The sequence below is a fragment of the Bacillus sp. AY18-3 genome, assembly GCF_008042305.1.
GTDB lineage: Bacteria > Bacillota > Bacilli > Bacillales > Bacillaceae_G > Bacillus_A > Bacillus_A wiedmannii.
Genome location: NZ_QKQR01000016.1, coordinates 65,774 through 84,232, shown reverse-complemented (window position 1 = coordinate 84,232; position 18,459 = coordinate 65,774). Strand labels below are relative to the sequence as shown.

At 34.8% G+C, this 18,459-nt stretch carries 17 protein-coding genes, 2 pseudogenes and 1 riboswitch; of the genes and pseudogenes, 8 read left to right on the top strand and 11 right to left on the bottom strand.

Features of this window, described 5'->3' with window-relative positions; translation table 11 throughout:
- Window positions 1-46: 46 nt before the first annotated feature.
- The gene (locus DM800_RS16530) at window positions 47-739 is read left to right on the top strand and encodes an amino acid ABC transporter permease (protein ID WP_000461606.1); all 693 of its coding nucleotides are present in this window, start codon (window positions 47-49) and stop codon (window positions 737-739) included.
- Between the two features lie 52 nt (window positions 740-791).
- Here the strand turns inward: DM800_RS16530 and desB are convergent, their stop codons facing one another.
- Window positions 792-1,877, bottom strand: coding sequence for a Delta(10) desaturase DesB (gene desB / locus DM800_RS16525; protein ID WP_064477210.1), 1,086 nt, complete (start codon window positions 1,875-1,877; stop codon window positions 792-794).
- Between the two features lie 580 nt (window positions 1,878-2,457).
- Here desB and DM800_RS16520 point away from each other — a divergent pair.
- Window positions 2,458-3,984, top strand: a complete 1,527-nt coding sequence (locus DM800_RS16520) for an FAD-dependent oxidoreductase (RefSeq protein ID WP_106383450.1) — start codon at window positions 2,458-2,460, stop codon at window positions 3,982-3,984.
- A gap of 142 nt (window positions 3,985-4,126) precedes the next feature.
- Window positions 4,127-5,428 carry an MFS transporter gene (locus DM800_RS16515; protein ID WP_088609251.1) on the top strand — a complete coding sequence of 434 codons (1,302 nt, stop codon included), beginning with the start codon at window positions 4,127-4,129 and terminating at the stop codon, window positions 5,426-5,428.
- 15 nt (window positions 5,429-5,443) lie between these two features.
- On the opposite strand, the pseudogene DM800_RS16510 reads toward DM800_RS16515, so the two are convergent.
- Window positions 5,444-6,225: pseudogene (locus DM800_RS16510) on the bottom strand (nucleotidyltransferase domain-containing protein).
- Window positions 6,226-6,346: 121 nt separating this feature from the next.
- The gene (locus DM800_RS16505; protein WP_147787214.1) at window positions 6,347-7,456 is read right to left on the bottom strand and encodes a PRK06851 family protein; all 1,110 of its coding nucleotides are present in this window, start codon (window positions 7,454-7,456) and stop codon (window positions 6,347-6,349) included.
- A gap of 149 nt (window positions 7,457-7,605) precedes the next feature.
- A riboswitch (SAM riboswitch) is annotated at window positions 7,606-7,718 on the top strand.
- Window positions 7,719-7,802: 84 nt separating this feature from the next.
- Between DM800_RS16505 and DM800_RS16500 the strand changes: the two genes are divergently transcribed.
- The gene (locus DM800_RS16500) at window positions 7,803-8,435 is read left to right on the top strand and encodes a cyclase family protein (RefSeq protein WP_046958871.1); all 633 of its coding nucleotides are present in this window, start codon (window positions 7,803-7,805) and stop codon (window positions 8,433-8,435) included.
- 27 nt (window positions 8,436-8,462) lie between these two features.
- Here the strand turns inward: DM800_RS16500 and DM800_RS16495 are convergent, their stop codons facing one another.
- From DM800_RS16495 to DM800_RS16465, 7 genes and pseudogenes are all read right to left on the bottom strand, one after another.
- Window positions 8,463-8,843 carry a hypothetical protein gene (locus DM800_RS16495; RefSeq protein ID WP_000424111.1) on the bottom strand — a complete coding sequence of 127 codons (381 nt, stop codon included), beginning with the start codon at window positions 8,841-8,843 and terminating at the stop codon, window positions 8,463-8,465.
- A 224-nt stretch (window positions 8,844-9,067) separates the two neighbouring features.
- Window positions 9,068-9,229 (bottom strand): annotated as a pseudogene (locus DM800_RS16490) (ATP-binding protein); the annotation flags it as partial.
- 209 nt (window positions 9,230-9,438) lie between these two features.
- Entirely contained in the window at window positions 9,439-10,704 is a 1,266-nt protein-coding gene (locus tag DM800_RS16485) for an S-adenosylmethionine decarboxylase related protein (protein WP_147787213.1), read from the bottom strand.
- A 236-nt stretch (window positions 10,705-10,940) separates the two neighbouring features.
- Window positions 10,941-11,609 (bottom strand): LSm family protein, encoded by a 669-nt coding sequence (locus tag DM800_RS16480; RefSeq protein WP_001004279.1) that lies wholly within the window; start codon window positions 11,607-11,609, stop codon window positions 10,941-10,943.
- Between the two features lie 163 nt (window positions 11,610-11,772).
- A complete protein-coding gene (locus tag DM800_RS16475) occupies window positions 11,773-12,222 on the bottom strand; it encodes a spore coat protein (RefSeq protein WP_147787212.1) in 450 nt (149 codons plus the stop codon).
- Window positions 12,223-12,242: 20 nt separating this feature from the next.
- Complete coding sequence (locus DM800_RS16470) at window positions 12,243-12,767, bottom strand: spore coat protein (protein WP_088061576.1); 525 nt, start codon at window positions 12,765-12,767, stop codon at window positions 12,243-12,245.
- Between the two features lie 235 nt (window positions 12,768-13,002).
- A complete protein-coding gene (locus DM800_RS16465) occupies window positions 13,003-13,242 on the bottom strand; it encodes a helix-turn-helix domain-containing protein (RefSeq protein WP_002006755.1) in 240 nt (79 codons plus the stop codon).
- Window positions 13,243-13,422: 180 nt separating this feature from the next.
- On the opposite strand from DM800_RS16465, the gene DM800_RS16460 reads away from it, so the two are divergent.
- Window positions 13,423-13,791, top strand: a complete 369-nt coding sequence (locus DM800_RS16460) for a hypothetical protein (protein ID WP_046953739.1) — start codon at window positions 13,423-13,425, stop codon at window positions 13,789-13,791.
- 258 nt (window positions 13,792-14,049) lie between these two features.
- On the opposite strand, the gene DM800_RS16450 is transcribed toward DM800_RS16460, so the two are convergent.
- Entirely contained in the window at window positions 14,050-15,099 is a 1,050-nt protein-coding gene (locus tag DM800_RS16450) for an NAD(P)/FAD-dependent oxidoreductase (RefSeq protein ID WP_001070939.1), read from the bottom strand.
- Window positions 15,100-15,430: 331 nt separating this feature from the next.
- On the opposite strand from DM800_RS16450, the gene DM800_RS16440 reads away from it, so the two are divergent.
- Genes DM800_RS16440 through DM800_RS16430 form a run of 3 tightly spaced genes read left to right on the top strand, consistent with a single transcriptional unit; the run spans window position 15,431 to window position 18,441 of the window.
- Window positions 15,431-16,348 (top strand): iron-hydroxamate ABC transporter substrate-binding protein, encoded by a 918-nt coding sequence (locus DM800_RS16440; protein ID WP_000732569.1) that lies wholly within the window; start codon window positions 15,431-15,433, stop codon window positions 16,346-16,348.
- 48 nt (window positions 16,349-16,396) lie between these two features.
- Complete coding sequence (locus tag DM800_RS16435) at window positions 16,397-17,437, top strand: FecCD family ABC transporter permease (protein ID WP_147787210.1); 1,041 nt, start codon at window positions 16,397-16,399, stop codon at window positions 17,435-17,437.
- Window positions 17,434-18,441, top strand: a complete 1,008-nt coding sequence (locus tag DM800_RS16430; protein ID WP_088061572.1) for a FecCD family ABC transporter permease — start codon at window positions 17,434-17,436, stop codon at window positions 18,439-18,441. The genes DM800_RS16435 and DM800_RS16430 overlap by 4 nt, the downstream gene beginning before the upstream one ends.
- Window positions 18,442-18,459 lie beyond the last annotated feature (18 nt).

The window sequence follows — 18,459 nt, the reverse complement described above, 5'->3', positions numbered from 1 at the left end:
GGTATTTCATTCCCTACCAAAATCCATACAATATGAGGTGACACATATGTTTGAAATTTTTATGTCTACTTATCCCACACTCTTAAAGGCTACTATTGTCACATTACAATTAACACTAACATCCCTATTACTTGGTTCACTAATTGGATTACTATTCGCTTTTTTTCGAATCTCTAACAATAAGATTTTAAATAGTATTGCTCATGTATATATCGCCATTATTCGTGGTACACCTTTAATTGTTCAAATTGCCATTCTCTATTTCGGTATTACATCGATTATTGTCTTCACTCCTTTTTGGGCAGGAGCAATTGCTTTAGCAATCCATAACGGTGCATATATTACTGAAATTTTCCGCGGTTCCATTCAATCTGTCGACCGTGGACAATTGGAAGCCGCTCGTTCTTTAGGTATGCCTTATCCTTTAGCAATGCGCCGTATTGTATTACCGCAAGCATTTCGTCAATCTCTTCCTCCTTTAGGAAATCAGTTTATTATTGGATTAAAGGACTCTTCTCTCGTTGCATATGTAGGATTGTCCGAATTATGGGGATCAGGTTTATCAATTGCTGCAAGTAACTTCCAACAATTAGATACATACATAATCGTTGGTTTATATTACCTCGTACTTGTTCTTCTATTTACTTATTTTGTTAATCTTTTAGAGAAACGATTACAAAGAAAAGAAACAAATTCAGTTCAATTTAGCAAAAAGAATAAAAAAGAAGTCTCTTTATAAAAAAAAGCAAGCCTGAAATGGCTTGCTTTTTCACTGCAAAATATATCAATTTTTATTGATTTACTTTTTTAATACTCTCTTCTTCCTCTATATGTTCCTCACGATATGAAATATTATGAGGATCTAGTCCATTTCCTAAAGAACCATAGAAATGCTCTCTATGCGGATCCACTAATTCACTTCCTTGATAATACACACGTGGTGTATTCCATAGCGCTGCCAAAGCTTTTGTCATTGGCATCTCATGATAGCGTTCCGGCCACATTTCTTTAATTTTCTCTTTTACTAACGGATAGTATTTAGAGCTCATTGCAGGGAACAAATGGTGTTCTGTATGATATGAGAAATTGAAATGTAAAACGTCTACCCAGCGCGGCACTGTTACTGATAAACAGTTCGCTAACGGATCATTTACTGGAACAATTGGATTTAAGCGATGATTTGTTGCGATATATGCCATTACAATAAAGTTAGCAATTAACAATGGAATTACATATGCAAATAACCATTTTCCAGGTCCCATAATAAACAATAAACTAATCCAAACAGTCCAAGGCAAAAGAAGTTGAAGCCATACAGATTTTTGATTGGATGACTTAAATTCCTTTATAAAATGAAAGAACATTCGAGTCGAATGTAACGTAAATTGAATGGTTAGTGACAGAAAACTAAAGAATGAACGAACATGAAGAGGCATGCGATATACCCACCTTAAAAACTTACTCTTTTTCAGTTTCTCAAGTGTAGGCCATGCATCTGGATCATTTTCTTCATGTTGTGTATGAACATGATGCGTTGCATTATGCCACTTTCTCCAAAGCTTCGGGCCAGTTGATAATGGCATAAATGCTATCGCGCCTAAAAAATCACGAAGCCATGCTTTTCTTACAACAGTTCCATGTAAAATTTCATGTCCTAAAAATCCAAGTGAAGCAAAACATAATCCAAGAACAATCGCAATTCCTAGATTCGCCCACACATTCAATTCAAATACACCAATCGATATTAACCCCGCCAATGCCACAAGCAAATAAGCCAGTCCACCAAATAAACGTGTAGGAACTGGTTTAAATGCTTTTTTCGGCAAATGTGGTGATACACGTGCTGCATACCACCCAAACGTATGAAGCTCCTTCATCCTTTTGCCCCTTTCTTATGCCGCGTCTTGCGCAACTTACATATATCAATTCTTGCTTCCAGATTGATTTTACTAGCTGATTAAAAAGCATCTATGTATAAGGAAAATATACTCACTCTATCGTCACTTATCTTTTCGCTTTTATTATCAATGAAAAACATTTCTCTTTTTACTCTCTATCAACCTTTCCACATGATGAATCATATCAATAGAATTTCCATATTGTCAACAACTTTTATGACCTAGTAATAAAAGTTGGTTATATTTTTATAACCATACTTTATTCCACTAAAGAAAAAACATAGATTTTATAAGGTTTTACCCATTATGCATATATATATGCTGACATACTATAGACTCTATCTTATTCAAGAACTCTCTGTGTAAACAACAAATAAACTCACCTGAATCTAGCTTTGCACAACTCCTATCTCTTCATACCGACAACACCAAAATTATATTAAAATAATTTTATCTTTCTTTTAATAAAAATAGGCTCTCTCTAAAACAGCACACATGAATTTCATATCTTATGGAAATATTAAAAGGAAAATTGTTCTAAAATCGGGAGGTTTCTATAATGACAAGCGATACATTTCCACAATTCCCATTATCTTATTGGATTGAATCTACTCAAATCCCTGCTTTTCCCCCTTTATCTGAAAATATAAAGACAAAAGTTGCCGTTATCGGTGCCGGTATTACAGGTATTACTACTGCCTATTTACTTGCGAAAGAAGGCATCGATGTTGTTTTAATTGATTCTGGTCTTATTTTAAATGGAACGACTGGGCATACAACAGCAAAGGTAACAGCACAACACGATCTTATTTATGATGAATTAATAAATCATTTTGGTTTGGAAAAAGCGAGGCTTTACTATGAATCAAATAATCATGCTCTACAATTTATAAATGAGACGGTGAAAACATATAAAATCGACTGTAATTTCTCAAATGAAGATTCATATTTATATACAACTACTGATAATGGATTAAGAAGTTTATCAAAAGAATATGAAGCCTATCAAAAATTAAATATACCTTGTGACTATGTTCAATCTCTATCGATTCCGATTCCAGTACAATCTGCACTTGTCATGAAAAACCAAGGACAATTCCATCCCCTCCTTTATTTGAAAACACTTTTAGAAAAGTTTGTAGAGATGGGTGGAAAAGTTTATGAACAAACAACAGCTATTGATGTGGAAAAGGGTGATTATCCACAAATCATTACAAAGAGCGGACATCGCATCACTTGTGAATATGTTGTCTCTTGTTCACATTTTCCTTTTTATGATGCGAATAGCTTTTTCTTTACACGAATGTACGCAGAACGCTCTTATGCTCTTGCCATTAAAGCAAAAACAGATTATCCAGGTGGCATGTATTTAAGTATTGATGATCCAAAACGCTCCTTACGCTATACAACAAACAATGGAGAACAATTAATTTTAATTGGCGGAGAAAGTCATAAAACAGGACAAGGAATAAACACGATGCTTCATTACGAAGCACTGTATTCTTTTGCGGAAGCAACGTTTGGAGTAGATGAAGTTCCCTATAGATGGTCAGCACAAGATTTAATCACGCTAGATAAGCTTCCTTATATCGGACATATTAACGAAAGAAATCCAAATATATTTGTTGCAACTGGATATCGTAAATGGGGAATGACAACTGGAACTGCTGCCGCTCATTTACTGAAGGACTCCATTCTAAAAGTCCATAATCCCTATAAGGAACTGTATGCACCATCACGCTTCCATGCAAATCCAGATATAAAAACATTCCTCTCCCAGAACATTGATGTTGCGAAACATTTAATTGAAGGAAAGATTGAAACCGCATTACGTAAGCCAGAAGATCTCGAAGTTGGTGAAGGATCTGTCGTACATGTTAATGGGAAACGAGCAGGTGCTTATAAGGACAAAGATGGGAAATTACATATTGTCGATACAACTTGTACACATCTCGGCTGCGAAGTTGAATGGAATAATGGTGATTGTACTTGGGACTGCCCTTGCCATGGTTCCCGCTTTTCAATTGAGGGAGATGTTATGGAAGGTCCAGCAGATCAACCGTTAAAACGAGTTGATCATGAGTAAACAAATAAAGAAGTTCAACAGGATTCCTGTTGAACTTCTTTATTTGTTATAAAACCTTTTCAGATAAACTTCGACATAAGAAGGGAAATATTAACATCAAATAAAATAATATATTTATCTATAAATAAAAGGAGGGAATACTATGCAAACTTCAGCTCCACCTCATCTAGAATCTACAAAAACTATCTTTTCAAGCTCTATTACAAAACTTGTTGTTTTTATTTGTTGGCTAGCCATTCTAGCTGATGGATATGATTTAGGTATTTACGGTGCCGTTCTGCCAAAGCTCCTAGAAGACAAAAGCTGGGCACTTTCACCGGCACACGCTGGTACAATTGCTAGCTATGCTTTATTTGGGATGTTTATTGGCGCTATTCTAGTTGGAACCATTACAGATCTAATTGGACGAAAATGGACGCTTATATGCTGTTTAGCACTTTTCTCCATCACAATGGGCCTTGCTGCACTTGCTCCTTCCCCTGAATTATTTGGTTTATCTCGATTTATCGGAGGAATCGGATTAGGCGGTGTTATTCCAACAGCTTCAGCACTTACTGTTGAATATTCACCAAAAAAGCGACAATCTTTTATTTATGCTCTTATGTTTACTGGCTATCCTTTAGGTATCGTGTTAGGTGCTATTTTGTCTATGTTTATGTTAGAAGATTTCGGATGGAGAATTATGTTTGGCATCGGAATGATTCCACTACTCCTCATTCCTTTCATCATTCGTTATTTACCTGAATCCATTCAATTTTTGTTATCACGTAATCGACAAGAAGAAGTGGAACAAATCCTTAATCGTTTTCAAATTGAATTCCATGCAAAAGAGGAAACTCATCAAGCCCCACCTAATATACGAAAGAAAAATGGATTTCTTACGTTATTCTCAAAAGAGTACATAAAAGCGACGCTGCTTTTTTGGATTACTTATATAATGGGAATGTTTTTAATATACGGTTTAAACACTTGGTTACCGCAGATGATGCGCCAAGCAGGATACCCTCTTGGATCTAGTCTATCATTTTTACTTATGCTAAATATTACTGCCGCTATCGGTGCATTGTTTGCTGGAGCAATCGCGGATCGTATAGGGGCTAAAATTGTTATTAGCATCTCCTATCTTATGGCAGCTATATGTATTGGACTATTAACAATTAAACCATCTGTTACAATCATTTATCTTTTAATCGGCCTTGCTGGAATTGGATCAGTCGGTATTACTCAAATATTAAATGCATATGTAACACAATACTTCCCATCCCATATCCGAGCTACCTCCTTAGGCTGGGGACTTGGACTTGGCCGAGTTGGTGCGATTGCTGGTCCTATTCTTGTCGGTATTATTATGACAATGCAATATGACTTAGCATGGAATTTTTACTTATTCTCATTCGCGGGTCTTCTTGCAGCTATATCTGTTTTCTTTATTCCTACAAAATAAAAAAAGAGCACAAACTCACTTGTGCTCTTTTTCATATACTTCAAACAACATATCTCGAAACAATGTATTTAAACTCTCAATATCGATTCCTGATCCCTTTTCAATTCCTTTTACATATTGCTGATAGTAATGAATTTGTTCTTCTAAAAATTGATTCAACACCTCAATTTTTAATCCAACATCTAATTCAGTACCTGCCTTTTTCTTTATTAACAACTGTTCAATTTCATCTAATACGCTACGTTCTAACGATAATTCTGTAATCAATCGATCGAATTCTACAGGTGGTAAAGTTGTTTTCTCCTCTAGCCACTTACAAGCTAAAATCGGACGCAATACATAAAAGTATTTTTCAATTTTACGTCCTCACCTTGCAAAAATTCACGATAATTTTTTGAAGCCATATGTAAGTAATGATATATCGTTGCTTTTGGATCAAAGTGCTTATCACTCATTTGCTGAAGCTGTTCTGGAAAATGAGAGTTTTTCGAATAGAAAATCGGTGATCGAATCCATTCGAGTAAAGCTGGGTTTGACTTTGCGAATAACTGTAACGCCTTTTTAATATCCCACCCGCTTATATCTAAATCATCACTAATCGGATACTCAATTACATCTCGTTTATCATGAATTGATAAATACCACTCTACCGGATGCATATAAACAAATCTAACATCATAATCACTATCTTTCGATGGAAATCCCCAAGCACGACTCCCTGATTCCACTGCAAATAAAATTTTCACATCATTCTCTTGTTCAATTCTTGCTAACTCCACTCTAATTTTCTCTCTCATTTCATACCCTCTCCATTTTTTGATTATTTCCTTGGAAATTCGACAAATATACTCCTAATTTTACTACATACTAAAATAGCTGTCAGAAAATTCCCGACAGCCTACCAAAATCCTTTATTTTTTACTTGTTCTTTTCTTTTACACTAACCGCAATTCGTTCAAACTCTTTTTGAATCTCCTCTTTATATGCATCTACTTTTGAAAAATCCATAGCAGCAATATATATTCGTTCTAATTTATCACGAACTGATTTCGCTTTCGCTAAGAAAGACATCGCCTCATTCATTTTTGCTTTATATTGAATCGACACGTCACGAATTTCTGTCGCATACTTCTCATCTGTCCCTGGTGTCACAATCAAGGCATACATATCTATAATTTCATCACCTTCGCGGCTCGGAAAATATTCATGTGGTGCGGTGCTATCAAAAATTGCAAACCCTAATTCTCTTACGATAACCATATCAAGACTATTTGGATCAAATCCACAATGATATACTTCAACTTCAAATCCTTTTTCTTCTGCTGCCTTAGCTAATTTTTTAAGCATTGTTGATTTCCCAGATCCTGGGCGTCCTTTTATAAAATAACGATGTGGTAATCCCTCTGTTAAATTAGGAACAAAATCAACTGCTCCTTTCGGTGTAGCTGCCCCTAAAAACCGATGTTTCACAAGCGATTGTTTCCCGCCTTTATCTGTAAATAACTTCTGAATCAGCTGATCGGTTAGTTCATTTGCTTTATTAAAATCAATATTATTAATATATATTTTCTCCCACTCGTCATGTATAACTAGTGCCTCGTTAAAACAAGCGTAAGCAGTTTGAAAAGCCTTGCTTGCTTCTGAAACAAATCGTTCAATTTCCACCTTCTGCTTTCTTAATTTATCTGAGTCCCAAGCAACCCCTAAATTAATATACTCTTCGACAACTCCTGGCATTTTCGGCTCAATAACATGCGGTGATGTTCCATCAACAATTCCTACTTTTAACTTCGGGATAATTACACCATCAACCGATTTATTATCAGAAGAGCAGTGTAAAAATTCAATATCATATCCTTTTTTAACCCACTCGCGACCTATTGCTTTGATTAAAGAAGATTTCCCGGTTCCAGGACCACCCTTTAAAATAAATAACCTGTTTAGCCCTTTTAAATTCTCATCGTATAAATTATGAAATCCTCTAGCTGTATTTCCACCAGCGTAATAATTCAATACATTCCCTGTCACTGCACTCACTCCTTCGCAGCATTCTATTTACATAAGCTACAATATGCGAGCAACTTTATTTGGGTGAATACCTATTTTGTATTGCACGAAAAAAGGAAATGAATTACAATTTAAAAGTAGTGAATATTCAGAAACGAAAACTTAATATGTCTTTATCAAGAGAGGCAGAGGGACCGGCCCTTTGACGCCCAGCAACCTCAGTTTATACAAACTGAATAGGTGCTAATTCCTGCAAAATGCATTGCATTTTGAAAGATAAAACGTAACTATTGTGTACAAAACTCATCTTTCTTGATTATGAAAGGTGAGTTTTTTTATTTCAAAACATATATTGGAGGTATTTAAAATGAAAGTAATTGACCTATCACAAACATTTGAAAACAATATGTCCCAATTCCCTGGAACACCAAAAATCAATTTAGGAGCCATTACAAGCGTTGAAGAGACAGGCTATCAAGTTACAGATTTTCATTCTGTCGTTCATGTTGGCACGCATTGTGATGCTCCTGCTCATTTCATTTCAGGCGCAACGACTATTGATCAATTACCCCTAGATCAATTTGTAGGCGAAGCTGTTCTTATTGATGTAACTCATGTACAAGAACGAAAACTACCTAAAGAAGTATTACACAACGCTGACATAAAAGAAGGTGATATTGTCATTTTCCATTCCAATCTATCTACGAAATGGAATACAGAAGCATATGAGAAAGAAGCTTTTTATCTTTCTGAAGAATTAGCTGAAGAACTAGTTCAATTAAAAGTAAAATCTGTCGGTTTAGATTTCATCTCTCCTGATGAGGTAACGACAGAAACATCGCCAATTCATCACATACTACTTGGGAATAATATTTATTTAATCGAAAACTTAACAAACTTAGATGCAATTAACACGAAACGTTTCTTTTTCTCAGCGGCACCTTTAAAAATTAAAGATAGCGACGGTGCTTTCGCAAGGGCATTCGCTGTAATTTTTTAAACAAACTATACAAAAAAGCAAAGATCATCATTGACCTTTGCTTCTATTTTTTTTATTTAAACTAAGAAAGAATTGCTCAACACGAGGACGTAACCAAGCTAAATAATCTTTCTCTTTCTTCTTTGTACAAGCTATTTCTTCGCCATCTACCATTCCGACAAGCTCTAGCTCTAACAGTTGCCTCGTAAATGCTAACATATTTATTTCTTCGTCTGGATACTCTTCTTTTAATTTCTCCTCAATTTCCCCCAATAAAAAACCGTCACGCATCATTGCCAATGCATCAATCCAAAGTGGCGGCATTTCATATTTTTCTCCTGTAATTGTATCTTTTACAATATAATTCTTTTGCTCTTTTCGAAATTGAATCGTGTGTAAACATACAGTCGAATTTAATGTTAATTCCATCATACCACCTCTTTCATAATATCTGCATAGAAAAAAGGATGCGCGTGCACCCCTTCTTTCTCTAACACTACCGAACCGTTACATGAATAACAAATCTCATGTCGATATTTTCCTCCATTATAAACGAAGTATTTTATAAAAAAAACCCTTCTTGAAACATTTTATAAAATGTTTATATTTACACAACAAGAACACTTTTCTGAAAAATATTTTTCTCTAGTACATTATGCTGTCGGTAAAAAAATTTCCTCTTTCGTTCCTATTCCCATGCTACTTTGAATCGCGATACTTCCTTGATGTTCCTCAATGATTTTATATGTAATCATTAACCCCAGTCCCGTACCATTCTCCTTTGTTTTGTAAAAATCTTTACCGATTTTCTCTAACAAATCCGTTAATTTTTTTAAATACTTTTAAAGCTTCTCTTTCCTCATATATCAAGCTTTTAAATTTGTTCATATAAATACTCCTCATACTCAATACAAAAGCTCTACATATTATCTCCTTAAATTATAAGTATGAAATTGCTTTCAGGGTAAGATGTAACCTTATCATACGAAAAGGAAGGAGATTTCCCCTTCCTTTTCGTCACAACTTATATCCATCTTACCCGATCATGTAGCAATCCATCCGTAAAGTCATTTCCGCCCACTACAAAATCCTTCATATATAAATTCAAATATTCTCCGTACTTACTCTCTGTATTTAATAATAATTCCTCTACATAATAGGCACCTTGTTTAAAGTTATCGAACAGTAAACTACACAAGCCAGCATAAATTCCGCACCCTACTTGGAAGTAAGTCGCATTCGTTTTATATTTACGAAAAACTTGACTGCTATTCATCACGTTATACATATATGTCTCACTATTTTCATAAACGAGTAATACACCTACTAGATCCTCGCCCGCAATCTCTTCTTCGGCTGGATTAAATACTTTACGATTCCAACTCCATAAATCTTCTACTTGATCTAAGTTCTGTCTAATTACATTAGTCGTATACTCATTAATTCGGTAAAGAAAACCCACTTCCATATTGAAGTTTTTTCCTAAAATTAAAACTTCCTCATGTGGCATTAAACAGCCATAAAACTCTTTCTCTCCTAACTTTACTTTATACTCTGAAGCATATACATCTTCATAAAAATAAAGAGGACGATGATGACTCATATACATCGGATAACTCCATATCGCTTCATCTAGAAATCGCTCTACTGCCCATGAAGCATAAAGTGTATGAGGCTTTATAAGTGCTGTATCATTTAAAAATGACGTATCATGTTCTACTATATAACATGCTCTTGGCTTTTCCTTTGGACGTTCCTTCATAAGTTCAACAACCATCCATTGAACAACACCTGGATTCATACCTGAGCCTATAATTGCTTTTGTATTTGTAAATTTCTCTTTCTCCTTCTCAAACCTCGTATATCTTTCCGTAAGCTGAAAACCGATTAAACTATCGTCCTGATCTACTTCCTCATTTTCCAAAGCTGAATTAATATAACAAATTCCAAGTTCATTACAACAACTTAATACTCTGATTGTATCTGCCCCCGAAACATCAATAACAACACCCGTGCTTTTTTCTTTCAAATGTTGTTTGAATTTCACTACATCTTGAAGGTCAATTTCATATAAAAACAATTGATCTTTCAAATTTGGAAACAACTCACCATAATAAGCCCTATCTTTTTGTTTTATGTCAACCAAATGAAATGTAACATTCTTTATCGCTTCATAAATCGGGTCTTTTTCATTTGCTATCGCTTGATTTAAAATTGCTAAAACTGCTTTTGCTGCTCCACCAGCACTACCAAGTAATGTAATCGATAACGAATTTGGAAACTGCTCCACAAACAAAACCCCTTTAATATATTAGTTGAGCAGTTCTCCCACAAAAAAATAAATTGAATATATAAAAAATGGCTCGTACATATTTTTTATAATTTTGCACAAGATTTCCTCTTCAAAGGTCACACTAACACATTTATATTCAATTCATTTTCCCTCTCATATTCAAATCGAGCTAAACAAATAGGCTCGACCTTTTCTTCTGCATATAAAAGAAAAAGCCAGCCCTTTCAACTAGATTACGGACAATGGACAGATTTCACATGTTGAATATTCACATACATTTTTGCATCACGTGCTTTTAATATTTCAATATGCCCTTCATCAATCTTTGCCATCTTTCCGATTTTATTAGATTCCTCACCTAAATCGAACACCATGATTTTGCCGGACATTTTAATAAGCTGTTCTTCGAATGTTCTAGCTAACGTAATATTTAATGGATTCACGGGGAGTTCATTTTTATTGAGGGCGTACGGGACTTGGTTTTCTTTATACGGAATTAACCATTTCAAATGCTTTAAAGATATATATACTGTTTTATAAACTGGGCTATAAAAAACAATATAATCGTTCATTACACTTGTAACATAACCATGTATTGGAGCATTTCCTGCTACATAAACCTCTGTAAAAATCCCTTTAGAAGTGCTTAATACTTTTCTTAAAGAAATAGAAGGCGATTCCCTCTTAATTACAGAGTCAACATCTGGTTTTGATATTTCCTCATCATATGGTCTTAAAAATTTATAATATTGTACATGGTATAAAGATATATATACGTAGTCTTGTCCATTGTAAAGAACAACAATATCATTTCCTACGTCTATTAATACACCTTTAAATCTTTTTTCACCGATTAGTTTAACATATATATTTTCTCCAATACTTTTGTTTAACTCATTCATCTATATCCTCCTTCCTATAAATTTTTTGCTTTCCTATTCTCCATTCAAAAAAATAATCAGGGGCAATGTTCCGTCTTAATAGTAAAGACTTCCTTTTCATACTATCCGAAATAAGAAATCGTTCTTCACCTTCAACCATAATGCCCCTCTTATTTATCAAACATTATTCTTCTTCATTCTTTTTACATTTCACTACTTGGCTCACACTCTTAATATGAGACTTAATTACATAAATAACTTCATCGCAGTTTACTAGTGTAATACAGTCATGGTGTACCTCACTTAACAAACCTTCTACACATTCTGGACCGCCACGATTAATCTTTACCCACTTATACTTCAAGTCACGTAATACATCGACAAAAGTATCATCATCAGAGCAGAAACTTGAAACATAGCAATCGCCACATTTACTTTCTTTCACTTTCTTAACTAGACTCTTCACATGCTTTAGTTGGTAATATACTAATTCACCAAGAGGAAGTTGTAATGTAAGGTAATCTCTTCCTAACGATACAAGTACCCCCACTCGACTCTCTGGTCCACGAAGATTTACTTTTACAGTCTCACCGACTAAACACTTAATTTGCTCACAGCATAATACATTCTCCAATTTCGTATCCCCCTTTCTTATTATCTTCCTCTACTTGATTGTCTTTGCGCACGAGCGCGACCTGAATTATTGCTACTACTTTCCTTACTACTACTATCGTCGCTCTCATCGCTCTCTCCGCATGCTAATGCATTATAGTTAACGCTTTTAATATGCTTTATTGCAACTAATATAATTTCTTCTTTTACGATCAATGTCACGAAATCACACGAAACATCTTGTAAGATGCCTTCTACTTTCTCTGGACCACCGCGATTAATTTTCACCCAGCAATATTTGAAGCTTTGAAGTAGTGCTTCAAAGTCTTCTGCACATGCACAATCTTCCCAATCGCAATCACTTGATCCACAGTCTTTCGCATTTTTTGTAATACTTTTTAGATGACTAAGTTGATAGTAATAAAGCTCACCTTTTTCATTCTGCAATACGAAGTAGTCCGGACATACTGATATTATTGTTCCTTTTTGAGATTCTGGACCACCCCTGTTTACTCTCACAAAAGATCCAATTAAGTCTTTCAAAAAATCACAATGAAATAAACTCACGAGAAAACCCCTTCCATTAATTTATAAGCATTTGCACTGATAGTATATGTATCTGTACAGGTTACGTTCTCTATGTTTGTCCTAGCTAGAAAAAAATATGCTTTTAACATGGTAGACTACTACCTATCAAAATTCGAAGAAATGCTAAACGCTCCTTAGGCTTTTAATATCTTTAAACAAAAAATCCCGTATGAAGATACATTTCTGCATATCTTCATACGGGATTTCCCATAGTTTAATCTTCGTCTTTAACATCCATATCTTCTGGAATTGGTTCGTTCAATATATCTTCCACTAATTGCTTATATTTCTCCATTTGTTCTAAATGTGTATTGAATTGTTCTTTATTTAATAAATATTGCTCTCCATCAAATAGTGCACGAATTTTCTTTTGCTGAATTAGCTCTTCAATATACGACTTTGGTAAATTCAAATACTCCGCAGCTTCTTCTACTGTTATATACAACGCGTTCATTCCTTTATTATTTTTTTCATATATACTGTATCTTACTTTATTTTTGTAAACAAATAAAAAAGATTTTGTAAATGCAATTTAAAAAGAAGGTGGATGCATTCCATATATTGTATAATAATATAGTAAGGATTTTTTAAATATAGAATGGTATTACCCATTTACACAAAGGAGAGTTAACATATGGCTACTCGTCACATCATTACAATGTTAGAAAAAACATTACAATTTGAAACAGAAAACACAATTTCTCATTTAACTACATCTTTATCTGATCGTATTCTTTCTCAAAGCGCAGCAATACATGAAAACAATTGTTACCATACAATTGGGGAATGGTACAAAAATCATTTTTTATTCCAACAAGATGATTTCCTTTGGGCTAAATACGCTTTCTATGACGCATATTGTGAAGCTATAAAGGAACAAGGACATCTTACAAAACGCGTCCGTCAAATATTAGAATCATTAGCTCGAATGCATGGAAAACAGTACATTGCCTCTATATTAAATATGCCATTTCCTAACGAACGAGCTAAAGGGACAGCATAATGTAATACTGTTCTGCGGCAGTAAAACATAGATTCATTGTTTTCTAGGAAGATTTACAAATAAAACGTTCATATCACATGAACTGATGAAACCGGTGTCATTACAATGATTGAAAATATAGTAAACAGGAAAACCCCCATTTACCTCTCTCGTCACTCGAGAAGAGAAGTAAATGGGGGTTACTTGTTTCTTTATCCCGCTATTAGTGCGCGGCCATACTCAGCTGGGAATAGCCCCACTGATTACAGTTTAACTTTATTATTTCATCATCTGCTTGATCAATTCACGATTTCTCTTCTTAAATACTTCATTATGCGAAGAAACCATTCCGTACTCACTTGCATCAGGTTGAATAAATTGTTTCGCTTTATTTACAGCATTTCCAGCATCTTGGAATGCTCCCGCAATTAAGTGTAATTTCCCTTCGTGCTTTAAAATATCTCCCGCAGCATATAATCCATCTACAGAGGACTCACTATTCGCATTACCTGCAATATAATAATTATCTATAATTGCAACGTCTAACTCACTATTTTCTAATAACGTAATGTCACGTTCATATCCATGGTTAATAATCACTTCATCAATAGGTAAATGTGAAATTTCACTTGTTTCATGATTCGTTAATTCTACATATTCGATCGCTTCATGATTATCACCAGCAATGAGTTTTGTAATCGATGTATTAAAGAAACACTCCGCCGAGCTGTTCAGCAGTTGTTTTACTTGTGCTTCATGACCAGATAATTCTTCTTTTCTATATGTTACATACACTTTTTTCGCAATTGGTTCTAATTCATTTGCCCAATCAACAGCAGAATTTCCTCCGCCGGAAATAATGACCGTCTTACCTTTGAAACGCTTTAAAGATTTCACTGTATAATTTAAATTAGATACTTCAAATCGCTCAGCACCTTCAATTGATAACTTTTGAGGTTTCAATATACCACTTCCAGTTGCGACGATAACTGTTTTTGAAAAATGTTCTTCTCCAGTGCTTGCTTTTAACGTAAAAGTGCCATCTTCGTTACGAATAATCGATTCTACTTTTGTATTTAATACCACTTCTGGCTTAAATGTTAGCCCTTGCTGTACAAGTTGTTCAATTAATTTATCACCTGTAACTGGCAGCAGCCCTCCTACATCCCAAATCATCTTCTCTGGATAAACATGTATTTTTCCACCTAACTGTGGTTGAAATTCTATTATTTTCGTTTTCATCTCTCTGAGTCCACTATAAAAAGCTGAATAAAGCCCTGCAGGCCCTCCGCCTATCACAGTTACATCAAACAATTCTTCTTGATTCATTCGTGTCACTCCTCAGCTACTAGTTATTGATTATCATTCTCAATAAAATATAACCTGTTTCCGCAAAATTTACAATCAAAATTACTATTGACAATACACCTATATAAAATTATATTATTTAAAGGATCAATAGTGATAATCATTATCATTTTGTTAATAATTAGTAAATTTGAGATTACATCTTCTTTTATTAATATGGTTAATACTATATTGTAGAATCTCATATTCAAGATTTTTAATAAGCATTTTGCATTACCACTACTCTTTCAAAAAGATTGCAGTTAAACAAATTATTATATACAAATATCATCTATGTTAAAGGAGAAAGACAATGAAAAAGTTATTTATTTCACTAACAGTTCTTTTCGTTCTTGTTATGAGCGCTTGTAGCAATGGCTCTACAGACAAAAAGAACGATGCAAAAGGTAGTAAATCAGAAACAATTACATACCAATCTGAAAATGGTAAAGTAGAAGTTCCTGCAAATCCAAAACGTGTTGTTGTTTTATCATCATTCGCTGGTAACGTAATGTCATTAGATGTAAATCTTGTTGGGGTAGATTCATGGTCTAAACAAAACCCACGCTTTGATAGCAAACTTAAAGATGTTGCTGAAGTATCAGATGAAAACGTTGAAAAAATCGCTGAACTAAATCCAGATTTAATCATTGGTTTATCAAATATTAAAAATGTTGATAAGTTAAAGAAGATCGCTCCTACTGTAACGTACACTTACGGAAAAGTTGATTACTTAACACAGCATTTAGAAATCGGTAAATTATTAAACAAAGAAAAAGAAGCAAAAACTTGGGTTGATGACTTCAAGAAACGTGCACAGGACGCTGGTAAAGAAATTAAAGCAAAAATCGGTGAAGATGCAACAGTTTCTGTTGTAGAAAACTTCAACAAACAGCTTTATGTATACGGCGAAAACTGGGGCCGCGGAACAGAAATTCTATACCAAGAAATGAAATTAAAAATGCCTGAAAAAGTAAAAGAAAAAGCATTAAAAGAAGGTTACTACGCATTATCTACTGAAGTATTACCTGAGTTTGCTGGTGATTACTTAATCGTAAGTAAAAACAAAGATACTGATAACTCATTCCAAGAGACAGAATCATATAAAAACATCCCAGCAGTAAAAAATAATCGCGTATACGAAGCAAACATGATGGAATTCTATTTCAATGATCCACTTACATTAGATTTCCAACTAGACTTCTTCAAGAAGAGCTTTCTTGGTAAATAATACAAACATGAGGAATTCTTAATTTAAGAATTCCTCTTCCTTTATTCTATGAACAGAAAAGATGTGAAACGAATGACAAAAGATCACGACAATCCACGTTCTATAGCTTTTACATACAAACTAATTTTGAGCATAATTGCATTCTTTCTTATTTTTATGGTAGCAATGGTATTAGGTGCTGCAGATACTTCAATAAAAGACGTATGGTTAGCACTTACTTCCTCCGCTAAAGGGGACAAAATATCTATTATTCGCGAAATACGTTTGCCACGTGAAGTTGCTGCTATTTTTGTAGGAGCTGGACTTGCTGTTTCTGGAGCAATTATGCAAGGATTAACACGAAATCCACTTGCAGATCCTGGATTATTAGGGCTATCTGGTGGAGCAAATGCTGCGCTTGCACTGACACTTGCTTTCAATCCTTCCATCAGCTATCTTTACTTAACATTTGCTTGCTTTATTGGTGCTGCAATTGGCGCAATTATGGTATTTGGAATTAGTATGGTGAAAAAAGGCGGGCTATCCCCTCTTCGAATTGTATTAGCCGGTGCTGCCGTTTCAGCATTTCTACTCGCAATTTCAGAAGGAGTCGGCATTTACTTCAAAATTTCACAAGATGTATCACTTTGGACTGCTGGGGGCGTAATTGGAACTACTTGGAGCCAATTAAAAATTATTATTCCAGTCATTTCAATTAGTATCTTTATCGCTATCTTACTAGCAAAAAAATTGACAGTTCTTAGTTTCAGTGAAGAAGTGGCTATTGGACTAGGTCAAAAAATTATTGTTATTAAAACCATTCTATTTATCATTATTATCTTACTTGCTGGTGCTTCTGTAGCGCTTGTCGGAAATATGGCATTTATCGGTTTAATGGTACCTCACATGGTACGCCCAATTGTCGGTCCAGATTACCGATTTGTTATACCGATGTCAGCAATTGCTGGAGCTTCCTTTATGCTACTTGCAGATACAATCGGACGTACTATTAACGCTCCATACGAAACACCAGTTGCCGCTATTGTCGCAATTGTAGGGCTGCCATTCTTCCTATTCGTTGTACGTAAAGGAGGAAAAACATTCTCATGATGCAATCTATTCTAAGAAAACAACGTCTTATTATACTCGCTTTACTAATACTGACCATCACCACCATTGTAGTTGGAATGGGACTTGGTTCAGCATCTTTATCTTATGATCGACTACTCCCAACATTAATGGGACAGGGGACTTTTAAAGAGGAGTTTGTTTTATACTCTTTAAGACTACCTAGAATTGTTATTACATTATTAGCTGGTATGGCTCTCGCTTTATCAGGGGCTATTCTGCAAGGAATTACTCGAAATGATTTAGCTGAACCTGGTATTCTCGGAATCAACTCTGGGGCCGGTGTTGCTGTTGCTATTTTCTTTTTATACTTTCCAATAGATGTAGGTTCATTCCTTTATTTACTACCTGTCGTTGGATTTATCGGGGCTTTTCTGACAGCTGTTCTAATTTACGTATTTTCATATAGTAAATCAACTGGACTTCAGCCAATACGATTAACATTAACTGGTATCGGTTTTGCATTTGCACTATCTGGAATGATGATTGTCCTTATTTCATCCGCTGATCGTATGAAAGTGGACTTTATTTCAAAATGGATTGCCGGAAATATTTGGGGAGATGACTGGATCTTCGTTTTAGCAATGCTCCCATGGTTAATCGTATTAATTCCGTTCGTTTTCTATAAAGCAAATCGATTAAACATTCTAGCATTAAACGAGCCAGTCGCAATCGGTGTTGGAATTGAAATTGAAAAAGAACGCAGATACTTATTAGTTGCAGCCGTTGCGCTTGCAGCTGCAGCTGTTTCCGTAACAGGAGGAATTAGCTTTATCGGACTAATGGCTCCTCATATCGCGAAATCTTTAGTAGGTCCAAGACATCAAATTTTCATGCCTATCGCCGTTTTAATCGGCGGATGGCTATTGCTATTAGCAGACACAATCGGACGAAACATCGTTGATCCTAATGGCATCCCCGCAGGTATTGTCGTTGCTTTAATTGGTGCTCCTTACTTTATGTATTTGTTGCTTAAGAAGGCATAGAAACACCCTCAAGAGTGA